Here is a 15,638-nt window from a genome sequence, read left to right on the forward strand (position 1 = left end):
GTTCAGTGACAGAGCCGATTGCGGCCGCTGTTCTTGGCCCGGTACAAGGCCTGATCAGCCCGGGCAATCAGGCTGGCCAGGCTGTCGCGCTTGGTCATCTGGGTCAGGCCTAGGGAGATGGTCACGCCCGGCTGAGCGCCGAGCGGAGAATAGAAGGAGCCGATGCGCTCCAGGCTCTCGCGCAGGCGCTCGGCCACATCGATGGCCTGCTGCAGCAACAGCTCGGGCAGCAGCACCACGAACTCTTCCCCGCCGAAACGCACCAGGCTGTCGCGCGTTCGTAGCTGGCGGCGCAGCGTGTGGGCAACCAGGCACAGTGCGTAGTCACCGGCCAAATGGCCGTGCTGGTCGTTGTAATCCTTGAAGTGGTCGACGTCGAGCATCAGCAGGCACAGCGGTTGTTTGTCGATCAGGCAGCGGGCGCGCTCGCGCTCGAACACGTGCTCCAGCCAGCGACGGTTGAAGGCGCCGGTCAGTTTGTCGACGTTGGCGTTCTGCTCGCTGTTGATCAGTTTCTGGTTGCCCTGGCGCACGCGCTCGCAAAGCACCTTGAGCAGGTTGTGCATCATCTGTGGTGATTGCTGGAACAGCGAGTTGAGGTCATCACGGTGCAGGCGCAGCACACTGCTGGGCTCGGTGGCCACCACGTAGGCGCTGGGGTGTTCATTATCGATGAAGCTGATCTCGCCAGCGCAGTCGCCGGGCCCCAGTGCGGTAACCGGCTGGTTGTCCAGCGAGCCCAGGTATACCTTGAGGCTGCCGGTGACGACTATATAAAGGTACTGGTTGCGATCGAAGGGCGAGAGCAGCACTTCGCCCGATTCCAGTTCGCAGCAACGAAAGGCATCGAGCAGCCGGTTGAGGCCGCCGAGCGCAACGTTGTCGAACAGGCGCAGCTGGCGAATCTGCTGCAGATCGGTTTGCCACTGGGCTGCCTTCATGGCATCAGCATCCTTGCTTGAAACGCTTAACGATAAGCATCGCCAACGCTCCCTGGGTCGATGACCACATTCATGATGAACGCAACAGGTCTCATTGCCCTGACAGTATCTCTCGGCATCCGGGCTGACAATCGTCTTGCGACGCGCTGACGACCGGCGGCGTGGGGACTGTGAAGGCCGTCACAGCCGCGCCGGCAAAACCCTCGTTACAGACGCGCTGCGAGCCAGGCCGCCACGTCCTGGATCTCCTGCGGTAACACTTCGTGGGCCATCGGATATTCTTGCCATGTCACGGCGACCCCTTTGTCGTGCAGCCAGTCATGGGCGGCACGCCCCATGCTCGGTAGCACCACGCCATCCTGACTGCCGTGAAGGCACATCACGGGTATCGCCCGTTGCAGTTCGCTCAGCTGGCTGTCGTCCGCGAAGCTCGGTGCGTAAGTGGACAGCGCCAACACGCCGCCAAGCGGCCCTGGCCAGCGCAGGAACGCGGTATGCAGCACCACGGCGCCGCCCTGGGAAAAACCGGCCAGGAAGATGCGCGACGGGTCGATACCGTCAGCGCGTTGCGCTTCGATCAGGTCGATCACCTGCTGAGCCGACTGCTCGAGCTGCTCGCGATCGATCGCGCGGGCCGGGCTCATGGCCAGAATGTCGTACCAGCTGGGCATCTCCCAGCCACCATTGATGGTCACCGGGCGCGTCGGCGCCTGGGGCAGCACGAAGCGCGTACTGCGCAGCGACTGTTGCAGCGCTTGGGCGACAGGCTGAAAGTCGAAGCGGTCTGCACCCAGACCGTGCAGCCAGATTACGCACGCATCTGGGGCAAGTGTGGGCTGCAGTATCAATGTGGTATCCATGTGTTGCTCCGTTTTGGGGCTTTCGCATTGTTTTGGTGCGCGACTGTTTTCCGTCACTGTATTGATCCGTGAACTAGATGTCGCAAGATTACAACTTTCCCCCCTTGACCCGCCTATCTCGCGGTTAAAGAAGGCGTCTGGTATGGCCTTTGCTATAAAACACCTGACTGATGTCGTCGGGCCAGTGCGGTAACACCGCCCTGAACCGCGGAGCAGACGGGAAAGCCGATTTGATGGGGTTTCCAAAAGGTTCGCCGGGCGCTGCATGCCCGTCGATGTGCAAATTCGCGATCCGTCTCGGGCCTGTTCACCAACGGGCTGGTGCAAATATCGAAGACCCACTTTCGAATAGGTCACGGTAGTCGCACCGAGGTCAGGTCACCGGTCTACACTGTTGCTGCCTACAGTGACGACATGCCCCAAAAGGGTACGGCGATCGGGCTGAGACTCCAACACAACAAAAGCAACCGGAGAATGTTCAATGAAGATGGTTAAAACCACCCTGGCGATGTTGACCGCCGCCGCCGTTCTTGGCGCAGCAGGCATGGCTCACGCCGGTGCTACCCTGGACGCAGTGAAGAAGAAGGGCTTTGTACAGTGTGGCGTCAGTGACGGCCTGCCGGGTTTCTCGGTGCCGGATGCGAAGGGTAACTACCAGGGCATCGACGTCGACATCTGCCGCGGTGTTGCCGCAGCAGTTCTGGGCGACGCCAGCAAAGTCAAATACAGCCCGCTGACCGCCAAAGAGCGCTTCACCGCCATTCAGTCTGGTGAAGTCGACGTTCTGTCGCGCAACACCACTTGGACCAGCTCGCGCGACGGCGGCATGGGCCTGGTATTCACCGGCGTTACTTATTACGACGGTATCGGCTTCCTGGTTAACAAGAAGCTGGGCGTTGCCAGCGCCAAGGAACTGGATGGCGCGACCATCTGTATCCAGGCAGGCACCACCACCGAGCTGAACGTCTCTGACTACTTCCGCTCGAACGGCCTTAAATACACCCCGATCACTTTCGACACCTCCGACGAAAGCGCCAAGTCGCTGGAGGCTGGCCGTTGCGACGTGCTGACCTCCGACCAGTCGCAGCTGTACGCACAGCGCATCAAACTGGGCGCGCCGACTGACTGGGTTGTACTGCCAGAAGTGATCTCCAAGGAGCCGCTGGGCCCGCTGGTTCGTCGTGGCGACGAAGATTGGATGGCTATCGTCAAGTGGACCCTGTTCGCCATGCTCAACGCTGAAGAGCTGGGCGTCGACTCCAAGAACGTCGAAGCCATGGCCAAGGAAACCAAGAACCCTGACGTAGCCCGTATGCTGGGTGCTGACGGTGAGTACGGTAAAGACCTGAAACTGCCGAAAGACTGGGTTGTCCAGATCGTCAAGCAGGTCGGTAACTACGGCGAAGTGTTCGAGCGCAACATCGGCAAGGGCAGCGAGCTGAAAATCGAGCGTGGCCTCAACGCTCTGTGGAACAAAGGCGGTCTGCACTACGCACCACCAGTGCGTTGATTGACCTGTCGCCCGGCAGTGCACTGCCGGGCGATTTTCGTTCCGTTATACCTGGGGCATTCCCATGCAGAAAAACATTGGCGCACCGCAGGGGTTCTCCCTTAGCGATCCACGTGTGCGCGCTTGGCTATTCCAGATCATTACCGTTGTGGCCGTGGTCGCAATGGGCTGGTTCCTGTTCAGCAATACGCAGACCAACCTGCAACACCGGGGTATCACCTCGGGCTTCGACTTTCTCGAGCGCAGTGCCGGCTTTGGCATCGCTCAGCACCTGATCAGCTACACCGAAGCGGACAGCTATGCCCGCGTCTTCGTGATCGGCCTGCTCAATACCCTGCTGGTGTCGTTCATCGGCATCGTGCTGGCTACCTTCCTCGGCTTCGTCATCGGTGTCGCGCGTCTGTCGCCGAACTGGATGATCAGCAAGCTGGCGACCGTATACATCGAGATCTTCCGTAACATCCCGCCGTTGCTGCAGATTCTCTTCTGGTACTTCGCCGTGTTGCTGCCGTTGCCAGGGCCGCGTGCCAGCATCAGCGTCGGCGACAGCTTCTTCCTCAGCAACCGTGGCCTGAACATGCCGGCGGCCGAGGCGACCGGTGGATTCTGGCCGTTCGTGGTCGGCCTGTTCGTGACCCTCGTGGCCATCGTGATGATGACCCGCTGGGCCAATAAGCGCTTCGAGGCCACTGGGCAGCCGTTCCACAAGTTCTGGGTCGGCCTGGGTCTGGCCATTGTCATCCCGACCTTGTTCGCCCTGGTCTTCGGTAGCCCGCTGCACTGGTCCGTACCAGAGCTCAAAGGCTTCAACTTCGTTGGCGGCTGGGTCATGATTCCCGAGCTGCTGGCACTGACCATCGCGCTGACCGTCTACACCGCGGCGTTTATCGCCGAAAACGTGCGTTCCGGGATCAACTCGGTCAGCCACGGCCAGACCGAAGCTGCCCGCTCCCTGGGTCTGCGCCCCGGCCCGACGCTGCGCAAGGTGATCATCCCGCAAGCCATGCGCGTGATCATTCCGCCGCTGACCAGCCAATACCTGAACCTGGCGAAAAACTCGTCCCTGGCTGCCGGCATCGGTTACCCGGACATGGTGTCGCTGTTTGCCGGTACGGTACTCAACCAGACAGGCCAGGCCATCGAGGTGATTGCGATCACCATGAGCGTCTACCTGGCGATCAGTATCAGCATTTCCCTGCTGATGAACTGGTACAACAAGCGCATCGCGCTGATCGAGCGGTGAGGACCTAGCGCAATGAGCACACATACTTTCAAACCCACCCAGCTCCAGCGTTGGTGTGGTCGCCTGGATGCGCAGCAACCTGTTCTCCAGCTGGCTCAATACGCTGCTGACTCTTTTCGCCATCTACCTCATCTGGCTGATGGTGCCGCCGCTGCTCAAGTGGGCGCTCTTCGACGCCAACTGGGTGGGTACCACCCGGGCTGACTGCACCAAGGAGGGCGCCTGCTGGGTGTTCATCCAGTCGCGCTTCAGTCAGTTCATGTACGGCTTCTACCCCAGCGAACTGCGCTGGCGCGTGGACCTGACCGCCGTGCTGGCAATCGTTGGTGCAGCGCCGCTGTTCATTTCCAAGTTCCCGCGCAAGGCTGTTTACGGCATCGGCTTTCTGGTGATCTACCCGATCGTCGCCTGGTGCCTGCTACACGGTGGCGTGTTTGGTCTGGACACCGTGGCGACCAGCCGTTGGGGCGGCCTGATGCTGACCCTGGTGATCGCTGCCGTCGGTATCGCCGGTGCGTTGCCGCTGGGCATCCTGCTGGCACTGGGGCGGCGTTCCAACATGCCGGCGGTGAAGGTGGTCTGCGTGACCTTCATCGAGTTCTGGCGTGGTGTGCCGCTGATTACCGTACTGTTCATGTCCTCGGTGATGCTGCCGCTGTTCCTGCCCGAGGGCATGAGCTTCGACAAGCTGATGCGTGCACTGATCGGGGTGATCCTGTTCCAGTCGGCGTACATTGCCGAAGTGGTGCGTGGTGGTCTGCAGGCGATTCCCAAGGGGCAATACGAAGCAGCCGGCGCCATGGGCCTGGGTTACTGGCGGATGATGGGGCTGGTGATCCTGCCGCAAGCGCTCAAGCTGGTGATTCCGGGCATCGTCAACACCTTCATCGCCCTGTTCAAGGACACCAGCCTGGTGATCATCATCGGTCTGTTCGACTTGCTCAACAGCGTCAAGCAGGCAGCTGCCGACCCAGCGTGGCTGGGTATGGCGACCGAGGGCTATGTGTTCGCCGCCCTGATTTTCTGGATTTTCTGTTTCGGTATGTCCCGTTATTCCCTCCATCTGGAGCGGAAGCTGGACACTGGCCACAAGCGTTAGGAGTCACTTAGATGAGCGAAGCAAACAAGCAACCCAGCGCTGAGCCGATCATTCAGCTGCAGGGCGTGAACAAGTGGTACGGCCAGTTCCACGTACTCAAGGACATCAACCTGGACGTGCGCCAGGGCGAGCGTATCGTGCTGTGCGGCCCGTCGGGTTCGGGCAAGTCGACCACCATTCGTTGCATCAACCGCCTGGAAGAACACCAGGCCGGCCGCATCGTGGTCGATGGCACAGAGCTGACCCGTGACCTCAAGGACATCGAAACCGTGCGCCGCGAAGTGGGCATGGTGTTCCAGCACTTCAACCTGTTCCCGCACCTCACCGTACTGCAGAACTGCACGCTGGCGCCGATGTGGGTTCGCAAGATGCCCAAGCGCAAGGCCGAAGAAATCGCCATGCACTTCCTCGAGCGCGTACGCATCCCGGAACAGGCTCACAAGTTCCCGGGGCAACTGTCCGGTGGTCAGCAGCAGCGTGTGGCGATTGCCCGCGCCCTGTGCATGAAGCCGAAAATCATGCTGTTCGATGAGCCAACCTCGGCACTCGACCCGGAAATGGTCAAGGAAGTACTCGATACCATGATCGGTCTGGCTCAGGACGGCATGACCATGCTCTGCGTGACCCACGAGATGGGCTTCGCCCGTACCGTAGCCGACCGCGTGATCTTCATGGACAAGGGCGAGATCGTCGAGCAGGCCGAGCCGAACGCCTTCTTCGACAATCCGCAGAACGAGCGTACCAAGCTGTTCCTGGGGCAGATTCTGCACTGAGAATGGTTGGGCAAAGCGCAGACATTGGTCTGCGCTTTGCCGGAAACGCCGATAAAAAACGCCGGGGCTCATGCCCCGGCGTTTTTTTGTTCTTCTTTTGGTGAGCGGGCGGGTTAACGCCAGACTGGAAAAATTGTTCGCTGTCGATGACCTGGCACTCTCCATTAACACATCGCCTTGCCTGATGGGTTTCGCCGCTTACGGGCGAGTCACTTTCTCTTGCTTGCCCAAGAGAAAGTAACCAAAGAGAAGGGCACCCCATCATTCGGCCCCGGCTGCGCCGGGGTTCCCTCGCTCCATCACTGTTTCAGGGGCACGCTGCGATGGGCCATCCCTGGCCCATCGCAGCTCTCGCGGCATCCATGCCGCTCAACCCCTTACACAGCGATTACACTCGGCCTCCTGAAGGGGACTTGGTCGTCGCCTGTGCGACCGCAGCCCAAGAGCAAACGCAGGCGTTTTCGAGCTGAGCTTTTGGAAATCGTGCAAGCTCGCGCCTTGTTCCCATCAGAAGTGTTGCGCCCGTAAGGAGCGCGACACAAAGGTGCAGGAGGCGCAATGTTGGATAGTCGTAAGCCAATGCGCCATACCCACCTCGGTGCCGAGCGCATTCTCCTCGCGAAAATTCGAAGAACCTTTTCGGGTGAGAAGCAGATTCGGCCTATTGGCCCCTGAGCCTTACGACTTGTCCTGCGGCCCCAGATAGGCGTTGATGATCGCCGAGAAATCCAGCCCACCGTGCCCGTCGCAGCTGAAGCGCTGGTAGAGCTGTTGGGCGAGGGCGCCGAGAATCACTGGTTGTTTGATCTGCCGCGCCGCGTCGGTGGCCAGGCCTAAATCCTTGAGCATCAGGTCGGTGCCGAAGCCGCCGCTGTAACCGCGCGATGCCGGCACGTTGTCGAGCACGCCGGGGTAGGGGTTGTTGGTGTCCGAGCTCCAGCAGCGCCCGCTGGAGGTGTTGATGATGTTCGCCAGCACCTTGGCATCGATGCCCAGCGATACCCCCAGCGCCATGGCCTCGGCAACGCCGATCATCGAGATGCCCAGCAGCATGTTGTTGGCCACCTTCGCCACCTGGCCGTTACCGCTGCCGCCGCAGTGCACGATGTTGCGGCCCATGGCTGCCAGGATCGGCTGCGCCTTGGCAAAGTCCGCCTCGGCGCCGCCGACCATGAAGGTCAGGGTGGCCGCCGCCGCACCGCCGGTGCCGCCAGACACCGGTGCATCGAGCATCGGGTTGCCGTGGGCAATGGCCGCCTTGGCGACTTCCCGGGCGGCCAGCGGGTCGATGGTCGAGCAGTCGATCAGCAGCACACCCGGCGTTACCTTGGCCAGCAGGCCGTCATCGCCGAGATAGACCGCTTTCACATGGGCCGAGGCGGGCAGCATGGTGATCACCATCTCCGCGTCCTGCAGCACGCCGCAGGCGGTCTCGGCACTGGTGGCGCCGGCGTCCACCAGGGCTGCGACCGCGCCGGTGGAGAGGTCGAATACGCGCAGCGTGTGGCCTGCCTTGAGCAGGTTGTGGGCCATGGGCGCACCCATGTTGCCCAGGCCGATGAATCCGATATTCATGGTCGTCGCCTCACTTCAGGGTGATGGTGGTGTTCACCGCGCCGCCGACGTCACCTTCGTCGAACCAGCGTTGGGTCACGGTCTTGGTCTGGGTATAGAACTGCACCACCTGCTTGCCGTACGGGCCGAGGTCGCCGAGCTTCGAGGCCCGCGATCCGGTGAACGAGAACATCGGCACCGGGACCGGAATCGGTACGTTGATGCCCACCTGGCCAACGTCGATTTCCTCCTGGAAATGCCGGGCTGCAGCGCCGGAACGGGTGAAAATCGCCGTGCCGTTGCCATTGGGGTTGGCGTTGATCAGCGCGATGGCCTCATCCAGGGTGGCGGCGTGTACCACGCACAGCACCGGGCCGAAGATCTCCTCGCGGTAGATGCTCATCTGCGGCGTCACCCCATCGAAGATGGTCGGCCCGACGAAGTTGCCGCGCTCGTAGCCGGCCACCGCCGGGTTGCGGCCATCGAGCACCAGGCGGGCACCTTCGCTCTTGCCGCGCTCGATCAGGCTGCTGACCCGGTCCAGCGCCGCGCAGGAGATCAGCGGGCCGACATCGGTGCCGCTCTCCATGCCGCCGCCGACCTTGAGCGTTTCGGCCTTGGCTACCAGGTCCGGTAGCCAGCCTTGCGCTTCACCGACCAGAATCACCACCGACAGGGCCATGCAGCGCTGCCCGGCAGCGCCGAACGCGGCGCCGGCCAGGTTGTTCAGGGTCTGCTCCTTGTGCGCATCGGGCAGCACGATGGCGTGGTTCTTCGCGCCCATCATGCATTGCACGCGTTTGCCGGCCTGGCTGGCGCGGTTGTAGACGTGGGTGCCGATCCGCGTCGAGCCGACGAAAGACACCGCTTTGATGTCCGGGTGATCGCAGATCGCGTTCACCGCCGCTTCGCCGCCGTGCACCACATTGAGCACGCCAGGCGGTACGCCGGCCTCCAGCGCCAGTTCACACAGGCGCATGGTGACCATCGGGTCCTGTTCCGAAGGTTTCAGCACGAAGGTGTTGCCGGTGGCGATGGCCATCGGGAACATCCACAACGGGATCATTGCCGGGAAATTGAAGGGGGTGATGCCGGCACACACGCCCAGCGGCTGCAGCAGGGTGTAGGTGTCCACGCCGCCGGCCACGTTGTTGGCCAGCTCACCCAGTTGCAGATTGCCGATGCCGGCGGCGTGTTCCACCACTTCCAGGCCACGGAACACATCGCCCTCGGCGTCGGCGAGGGTCTTGCCCTGTTCGGCGGTAAGAATGGCCGCCAGCTCCTTCATGTTTTCGCGGATCAGTTGCTGGTACTTGAGGAAGATCCGCGCACGGGCGCCGATTGGGATCTTGCGCCAGGTCTTGAACGCCTGGCTGGCGCTGGCCACGGCGGCGTCGATTTCCTCGCCGGTGGCGAATGGCACCCGAGCCAGCACCTCCTGGGTTGCCGGGTTGACGACATCGCGCCATTGCTCGGTGCGCGACTCGACGAATTCGCCGTTGATCAGCAGTTTCACGGTAGTGGTCATGTTTCGATCCTTTGTCTGGAAATCAGCGGGCGCGCAATGGAGCTGGGCGTGGGTCATTCGCTGCGCTGCGCTCAACCTGCACACGGGGCGGGTCGCTGCGCATCAGCGCGGTACAGAACAGCGCGACGATGCCCATGCCGATCAGGTAGGCGATCACGTAGCGCGGGCTGCCGTCGGCGGCAGCCAACAGGCTGGTGGCGATCATCGGTGCGAAGCCGCCACCGAGTACGCCGGCCAGTTGCACCGACAGCGAGATGCCGCTGTAGCGAATCTCGGCCGGGAACTGGCGGGCGAACAACAGCGGTTCGGGGGCATACAGAATTGGGAACACCACGCCCACCGCCAGCACCATGGCCCACCACACCAGCACCGGTTCGCGGGTGCCGAGCATGGCGAAGAACGGGTAGACGAAGGCGCACAGCAACAGCAGCCCGGTGAAGTACAGGCGCTTCTGGCCGACGCGATCGGACAGCCAGCCGCAGAACGGCATGGTCGCCAGCGACAGCGCAGCACCGGCCGTGATGGCGTGCAGCACGTCGGCCCGGGGAATCTGCAGCTGGTTGGCGGCGTAGGCGAGGGCGAAGGTGACCGCCATGTAGAACCAGGCGTTTTCGGCCGTGCGCGCGCCGATGATGGTCAGGGTGGCGCGCGGGTGTTTACGCACCACTTCCATCAGCGGCAGGTTGACGCGACGGTTCTGCTGCTTGAGCTTCTCGAAGTCCGGTGACTCGGCGACCTTCACGCGGATCAGCCAACCCACCGCCAGCAGCACCACGCTGGCCAGGAACGGCAGGCGCCAGCCCCAGCTGAGCATCTGCTCCTCGGGCAGCGTGGCGACCGCGCCCATGGCCAGGGTGGAGAGCACCAGGCCTGCGCCGACGCCGGTCTGCGGCAGGCTGCCATAGAAGCCCTTCTTGCCTTCGGGGGCGTGCTCGACGGCCATCAATACCGCGCCGCCCCATTCACCGCCCACGGCCATGCCCTGCAGAAAGCGCATGACCACCAGCAGCGCCGCAGCCCAGTAGCCGATCTGCTCGTAGGTGGGTAGCAGGCCGATGGCGATGGTCGGGATGCCCATCATCAACAGCGTGAGCATTAACATCGACTTGCGGCCGATGCGATCACCGAAGTGGCCGAAGATGATGCCGCCCAGTGGCCGGCCGATAAAACCCACCGCGTAGGTAGCGAACGCCGCCAGCACGCCGGTGATCGGGTCGAGGGTGGGGAAGAACAGCTTGTTGAAGACCAGCGCGGCGGCGGTGCCGTAGAGGAAGAAGTCGTACCACTCGATGGTGGTGCCCGCCATGCTGGCCAGGCCAGCGATACGATAGTGCTTGCGGCCGGCAGCCGGCCCTTGCGCGTGTGAGTCGTTCATGAGTTGCCTGCTGTTGTTTTTGTCGTAGGAACTTGGAACTGTCGGCAGCTGGAATGAACTGCCTCGCTGGAGTATAGGTATGCAAACTTTCCGATGGATCGCCTAAAAAGACAGGTTCATTATGCAAAAAAGCATGATGTCGGCCGGCCAGATGAATTGGGACGACCTGAAGTTCTTCCTCGAAGTCGCCCGTACCCGAACCGCCAGCAGCGCGGCCCGGCGTCTGGGCGTGGACTACAGCACCGTGTCACGGCGTATCGGGGCGCTGGAGAAGGCGCTGGGCACTTTGTTGTTCGAGCGCTCGCGGGCCAGCGGCTTCGTGCTGACCACGGAGGGACAGCATCTGCTGGGCTACGCCGAGGCGCTGGAAAGCACCCTGCAGACGGCTTGCGAACAGGTGTCGGGCGCCAGCCTGGCGCTTTCGGGCCACGTGCGCATCGGCTCGACCGAGGGCTTTGGCAGCTATTTCGTGGCGCCCCAGCTTGGCGGCTTCCAGGACATCTACCCGAACATCGCCATCGACCTGCTGCCGGTGCCGCACTTCATCAGCCTGTCGCGGCGCGAGGCGGACATCGCCATCACCCTGGAACGCCCGGAGCGCGGGCCTTATGTCTGTTCCAGACTGTGCGACTACGCCCTGAAGCTCTATGCGACGCCCGAGTACCTGCAGAAGCACCCGCCGATCCACGGCGTGGACGACCTGAGCCGGCACTCGTTCATCACTTACGTCGATGACCTGGCATTCAGCCCGGAGCTCCTCTATCTAGAAAGCATCGTGCCCAATGCCAGCAGCGCGCTGCGTAGCACCAGCGTGGTGGCCCAGTACCTGGCGACCTTGCAGGGTAGGGCGCTGGCGATCCTGCCGTGCTTTCTGGCCGGCCCGGATGCCCGGCTAATCGAGGTACTGCCTGATCAGGTAAAGGTCACCCGGCAGTTCTGGCTCTACTACCGCGAAGACCTGCGCAAGCTCAAGCGCATCACCCTGGTGGCCGATTACCTGCGTGCCTGCGCCGAACGCAATCGTGCGTTTTTGCTCGGTGATACCGCGGATATGGTGATTGTGTGACTCATTTGCCCATGGCGGTCACGCGCGGCCCGGGCGATACTGCGGCCCACTGCCAGGAGGCCATGCCATGTCCACAGAAAATGCCCAATTGATCACCCGTTTCTACGAGGCATTCCAGTGCCTCGACGCCGAGGAGATGGCGCGCTGCTACGCGCCGGACGTGCGTTTCAGCGACCCGGCCTTCGGCGAGTTGAATGGCGATGATGCTCGCGACATGTGGCGCATGCTCACCTCCCGCGCCAAGAAGTTTTCCCTGACCTTCAGCGATGTGCAGGCCGATGCCAGCGGCGGTAGCGCCAACTGGGTAGCCACTTACCTGTTCCCGCAGACCGGGCGCACGGTGGTCAACCGCATCCACGCCTCGTTCGTGATTCGTGACGGGCTGATTGTCGAGCACCGCGACCACTTCGACATGTGGCGCTGGGCCGCTCAGGCACTGGGCTTCCAGGGCATGCTGATCGGCTGGACACCGCTGCTCAAGAACACGGTGCGCAAGCAGGCGCGAGGCGGTCTGCGGCAGTTTCAGGCCGCCCGTGCGTCAGACGAGCAGCACGGCGGAGAAGCGCGCGGCTGAACGGAGTGGTACGCTCTCCGGTCAGAAGTTCATCGATGAATGGCCGAGTGCATGTAAAGGCCTGGTTCATCGACTGAAAGCCCGTCCGCCAGAGTATTTCGATCATGAGTGTTATGTCCCTATCCCCCCGTAAAGCCAAGGCCTGGAGTGTGCACGCGGTAACCGCGAGCGGAGTCATCCTCGGTATGCTGGCGTTGCTTGCATTGATCGAGGGGCGGGCGGAAAGCTGCCTGATGTGGCTGGGCCTGGCGCTGCTGGTCGATGGCCTGGACGGTACCCTGGCGCGCAAATACGACGTGAAAGTGGTGCTGCCGCATTTCGACGGCTCCACCCTCGACCTGGTGATCGATTACCTCACCTACGTGTTTATCCCGGCGATCTTCGTCTATCGCTTCATTCCGCTGCCCGAGTACACGCTGCTGCTGTCGGTGGGCATCATCCTGCTGTCGTCGCTGTTCTGCTTCTGCAACGTCAACATGAAGAGCAAGGACAACTACTTCGTCGGCTTCCCGGCGGCGTGGAACGTGGTGGTGGTGTACCTCTACCTGCTGGACTTCGAACCCTGGGTTACCTTCGCGGTGATCATGGTGCTGGCCGGCCTGACCCTGACCCGCATGAAGTTCCTGCACCCGTTCCGGGTCAAGCAGTTCATGCCGCTGAACATCGCCGTGACCATGGTGTGGATGTTCGCCTGTGCCGGCCTGATCCTGCAGTTCCCGGCGCAGCCTGTTTGGCTGCTGGTGCTGTGGGGCCTGTCCTCGGCGTACTTCGTGGGTATGTGCGTGTGGCGCTCGGCCCGTGAGTGGTTCGCCTGATCGCGCGATGAGCGTCAGCGCCGACAAAACCTGGTTCGTCTACCTCGTGCGCGCCGCCAATGGCGCGCTCTACTGCGGCATCAGCGATGATCCGCAGCGGCGGTTTGCCCAGCACCAATGCGGCAAAGGCGCCCGATTCTTCTTCTCCAGCCCGGCAGTGGCGCTTGTGTACAGCGAAAGCTGTAGTAGCAAGGGCGATGCCTTGCGCCGTGAACGGGCGATCAAACGGCTCGGCAAGGGCGCCAAGGAGGCCCTGGTGGCCACCGGCAGCCTGATGCATGTGCTTGATGAGTTGCCATCACGCTGAGCGAGCGCAGGCTGGGGTAAGCTGCGAGACCAATCCGTCCACGGAGGTCTCCCATGTCTGAGTTGATCCTGCACCACTATCCCACCTCGCCTTTCGCCGAAAAGGCCCGCCTGCTGCTGGGCTTCAAGCACCTGGCCTGGCGTTCGGTGCAGATTCCGCCGGTGATGCCCAAGCCGGACCTCACCGCGCTGACTGGTGGCTACCGCAAGACGCCGGTGCTGCAGATCGGCGCGGACATCTATTGCGACAGCGCCCTGATCGCCTGCCGCCTGGAGGCCTATCAGCCGCAGCCGGCCTTGTTGCCGGGCGCCCAGGCATTCGCCATTGCCACCTTCGCCCAGTGGGCCGATTCGGTGGTGTTCCAGCATGCGGTGAGCCTGGTGTTCCAGCCCGAGTCCATGGCCCTGCGTTTCGCCAAGGCGCGGCCGGAGTTCGTGCAGACCTTTATCGCCGACCGCAGCAAGCTGTTCTCGGGTGGCCAGGCCAGCCGGCTGCCGGCCGAGCAAGCCAAACACCAGTGGCCCGTGTTCATGGCGCGGCTGCAGGCTCAGCTACAGGCCAGCGGCGGCCAGTACCTGTTCGGCGAGCCAAGCCTGGCCGATATCGCCATGGCGCATCCACTGTGGTTCCTGCGCGCAACGCCGGTGACCTCGCCGCTGGTCGATGGTTACCCGGATGTTGCGGCCTGGCTGGACCGGGTTCTGGCGTTTGGGCACGGCAAGTCCGAGGAGATCAGTGGTGAAGCTGCGATCGATGTGGCGCGCACGGCCACGCCTGCGCCGCTGCCCGCTGAGGTGTTCAGTGAGCCGAATGGCTTCGCAGCCGGCCAGCGGGTGGCGATTTCGGCTATCGACTATGGGGTAGAAGCGGTCGAGGGTGAACTGCTGTTTGCTGGCTCCGAGGAGCTGATCCTGCGCCGTGAAGATGATCGCGCTGGCGTCGTGCATGTGCACTTTCCGCGCCTGGGGTTCCGCATCGAAGCGCGTTGAGCTCGATAAAGATCGCGGCTAAAGCCGCTCCCACAAAGGTACCAGGCGTGGGAACGGCTTTAGCCGCGAGAGGTTTGGGGGACAGGCCGTAGGATGGGGCGGGCCGCTTAGGATGGGTGAAACCCATCAATCGCCGATGGGTTTCACCTACGCGGCCCGACCCATCCTACGGCTACGACCTATTGCTTCATCGCTGATCCGGCAGCAGGAAATTCCCCGGCCCGGCATCTTCCAGAGTCGGCACTTCGGCTTCGTCTTTCAGATCCACGCCCGACAGCTGGCGGCGGCAGGCTTCGCGCATCAGGTACAGCAGACGGAAGGCCGCCATGCCGTAGCTCAGGCCCTCCAGCCGCACGTTGGAGATGCAGTTGCGGTAGGCGTCGTTGAGGCCGACCCGCGGTGCGTAGGTGAAGTACAGGCCCAGGCTGTCCGGCGAGCTCAGGCCCGGGCGTTCGCCGATCAGGATCACGGTCATCTTGGCGCCCAGGCGCTCGCCCACTTCATCGGCAACCGCGACCCGGCCCTGCTGCACCAGGGTGATGGGCGCCAGTTTCCAGCCTTCTTCGGTAGTCTGCTCCAGCAGCTTTTCCAGAAACGGCAGGCTGTGGCGGCGCACGGCCAGGGACGACAGGCCATCGGCGATGACGATGGCCAGGTCGTAACCGCGACCGTTTTCCCTCGCGTAATCATCCAGGGCGCTGGCGGACTCTTCGTCCAGGCGTCGGCCCAGGTCTGGGCGCTGCAGGTAGGTGTGCCGGTCGGCTGCCGCGCTGTGCAGCAGCAGGGTATCCAGGCCGCGGCCCTGCAGCTCTTCGCACAGGCCTTGATGGTCGAAGGGCAGGTGCACGGCATCGCGGGCCTGGGCATGGGCGAACTGGAAATCCAGTTGTGCGGCGGTGGGCAGGCTGGTGCCTGCACGCCCCAGGGCGATGCGCGCCGGGGTCAGCTGGCGCAACTGTTGCCAGGGGTTCTCGGTGGCGGGGGACTTATCGGACATGGCGACC

The 15,638-nt window shown here is 62.8% G+C and carries 14 protein-coding genes and 1 pseudogene; 9 read left to right on the forward strand and 6 right to left on the reverse strand.

The window, feature by feature from the left end:
• Positions 1–2 precede the first annotated feature (2 nt).
• Together BUC40_RS16030 and BUC40_RS16035 are read right to left on the reverse strand one after the other, a co-directional pair.
• A complete protein-coding gene (locus BUC40_RS16030) occupies positions 3–941 on the reverse strand; it encodes a GGDEF domain-containing protein (RefSeq protein ID WP_073267173.1) in 939 nt (312 codons plus the stop codon).
• A gap of 206 nt (positions 942–1,147) precedes the next feature.
• Positions 1,148–1,801, reverse strand: coding sequence for an alpha/beta hydrolase (locus tag BUC40_RS16035; RefSeq protein WP_073267174.1), 654 nt, complete (start codon positions 1,799–1,801; stop codon positions 1,148–1,150).
• A gap of 481 nt (positions 1,802–2,282) precedes the next feature.
• Between BUC40_RS16035 and BUC40_RS16040 the strand changes: the two genes are divergently transcribed.
• From BUC40_RS16040 to BUC40_RS16055, 4 genes and pseudogenes are all read left to right on the forward strand, one after another.
• Complete coding sequence (locus BUC40_RS16040) at positions 2,283–3,311, forward strand: amino acid ABC transporter substrate-binding protein (protein ID WP_073267175.1); 1,029 nt, start codon at positions 2,283–2,285, stop codon at positions 3,309–3,311.
• A gap of 64 nt (positions 3,312–3,375) precedes the next feature.
• The gene (locus BUC40_RS16045) at positions 3,376–4,554 is read left to right on the forward strand and encodes an amino acid ABC transporter permease (protein WP_073267176.1); all 1,179 of its coding nucleotides are present in this window, start codon (positions 3,376–3,378) and stop codon (positions 4,552–4,554) included.
• Positions 4,555–4,566: 12 nt separating this feature from the next.
• Positions 4,567–5,653, forward strand: a pseudogene (locus tag BUC40_RS16050) (amino acid ABC transporter permease).
• Positions 5,654–5,664: 11 nt separating this feature from the next.
• The gene (locus BUC40_RS16055; protein WP_042555443.1) at positions 5,665–6,426 is read left to right on the forward strand and encodes an amino acid ABC transporter ATP-binding protein; all 762 of its coding nucleotides are present in this window, start codon (positions 5,665–5,667) and stop codon (positions 6,424–6,426) included.
• A gap of 678 nt (positions 6,427–7,104) precedes the next feature.
• On the opposite strand, the gene mmsB is transcribed toward BUC40_RS16055, so the two are convergent.
• Genes mmsB through BUC40_RS16070 form a run of 3 tightly spaced genes read right to left on the reverse strand, consistent with a single transcriptional unit; the run spans position 7,105 to position 10,883 of the window.
• A complete protein-coding gene (gene mmsB / locus BUC40_RS16060; protein WP_073267177.1) occupies positions 7,105–8,001 on the reverse strand; it encodes a 3-hydroxyisobutyrate dehydrogenase in 897 nt (298 codons plus the stop codon).
• A 10-nt stretch (positions 8,002–8,011) separates the two neighbouring features.
• Entirely contained in the window at positions 8,012–9,508 is a 1,497-nt protein-coding gene (locus tag BUC40_RS16065) for a CoA-acylating methylmalonate-semialdehyde dehydrogenase (RefSeq protein ID WP_073267178.1), read from the reverse strand.
• Between the two features lie 22 nt (positions 9,509–9,530).
• Positions 9,531–10,883 carry an MFS transporter gene (locus BUC40_RS16070; RefSeq protein WP_073267179.1) on the reverse strand — a complete coding sequence of 451 codons (1,353 nt, stop codon included), beginning with the start codon at positions 10,881–10,883 and terminating at the stop codon, positions 9,531–9,533.
• A 121-nt stretch (positions 10,884–11,004) separates the two neighbouring features.
• Between BUC40_RS16070 and BUC40_RS16075 the strand changes: the two genes are divergently transcribed.
• From BUC40_RS16075 to BUC40_RS16095, 5 genes are all read left to right on the forward strand, one after another.
• Positions 11,005–11,949 (forward strand): LysR family transcriptional regulator, encoded by a 945-nt coding sequence (locus BUC40_RS16075; RefSeq protein WP_073267180.1) that lies wholly within the window; start codon positions 11,005–11,007, stop codon positions 11,947–11,949.
• Between the two features lie 67 nt (positions 11,950–12,016).
• Entirely contained in the window at positions 12,017–12,523 is a 507-nt protein-coding gene (locus BUC40_RS16080) for a nuclear transport factor 2 family protein (protein WP_073267181.1), read from the forward strand.
• Between the two features lie 104 nt (positions 12,524–12,627).
• The gene (gene pcsA, locus BUC40_RS16085; RefSeq protein WP_073267182.1) at positions 12,628–13,338 is read left to right on the forward strand and encodes a phosphatidylcholine synthase; all 711 of its coding nucleotides are present in this window, start codon (positions 12,628–12,630) and stop codon (positions 13,336–13,338) included.
• A gap of 7 nt (positions 13,339–13,345) precedes the next feature.
• Entirely contained in the window at positions 13,346–13,645 is a 300-nt protein-coding gene (locus BUC40_RS16090; RefSeq protein WP_073267183.1) for a GIY-YIG nuclease family protein, read from the forward strand.
• Between the two features lie 53 nt (positions 13,646–13,698).
• On the forward strand, positions 13,699–14,634 hold the full coding sequence (locus BUC40_RS16095) for a glutathione S-transferase family protein (RefSeq protein WP_073267184.1): 936 nt from the start codon (positions 13,699–13,701) through the stop codon (positions 14,632–14,634).
• 187 nt (positions 14,635–14,821) lie between these two features.
• Here the strand turns inward: BUC40_RS16095 and eutC are convergent, their stop codons facing one another.
• Positions 14,822–15,631, reverse strand: a complete 810-nt coding sequence (gene eutC / locus BUC40_RS16100; RefSeq protein ID WP_073267185.1) for an ethanolamine ammonia-lyase subunit EutC — start codon at positions 15,629–15,631, stop codon at positions 14,822–14,824.
• Positions 15,632–15,638 lie beyond the last annotated feature (7 nt).

Source organism: Phytopseudomonas punonensis, from assembly GCF_900142655.1.
In the GTDB taxonomy this organism is placed as follows: Bacteria; Pseudomonadota; Gammaproteobacteria; order Pseudomonadales; family Pseudomonadaceae; genus Aquipseudomonas; species Aquipseudomonas punonensis.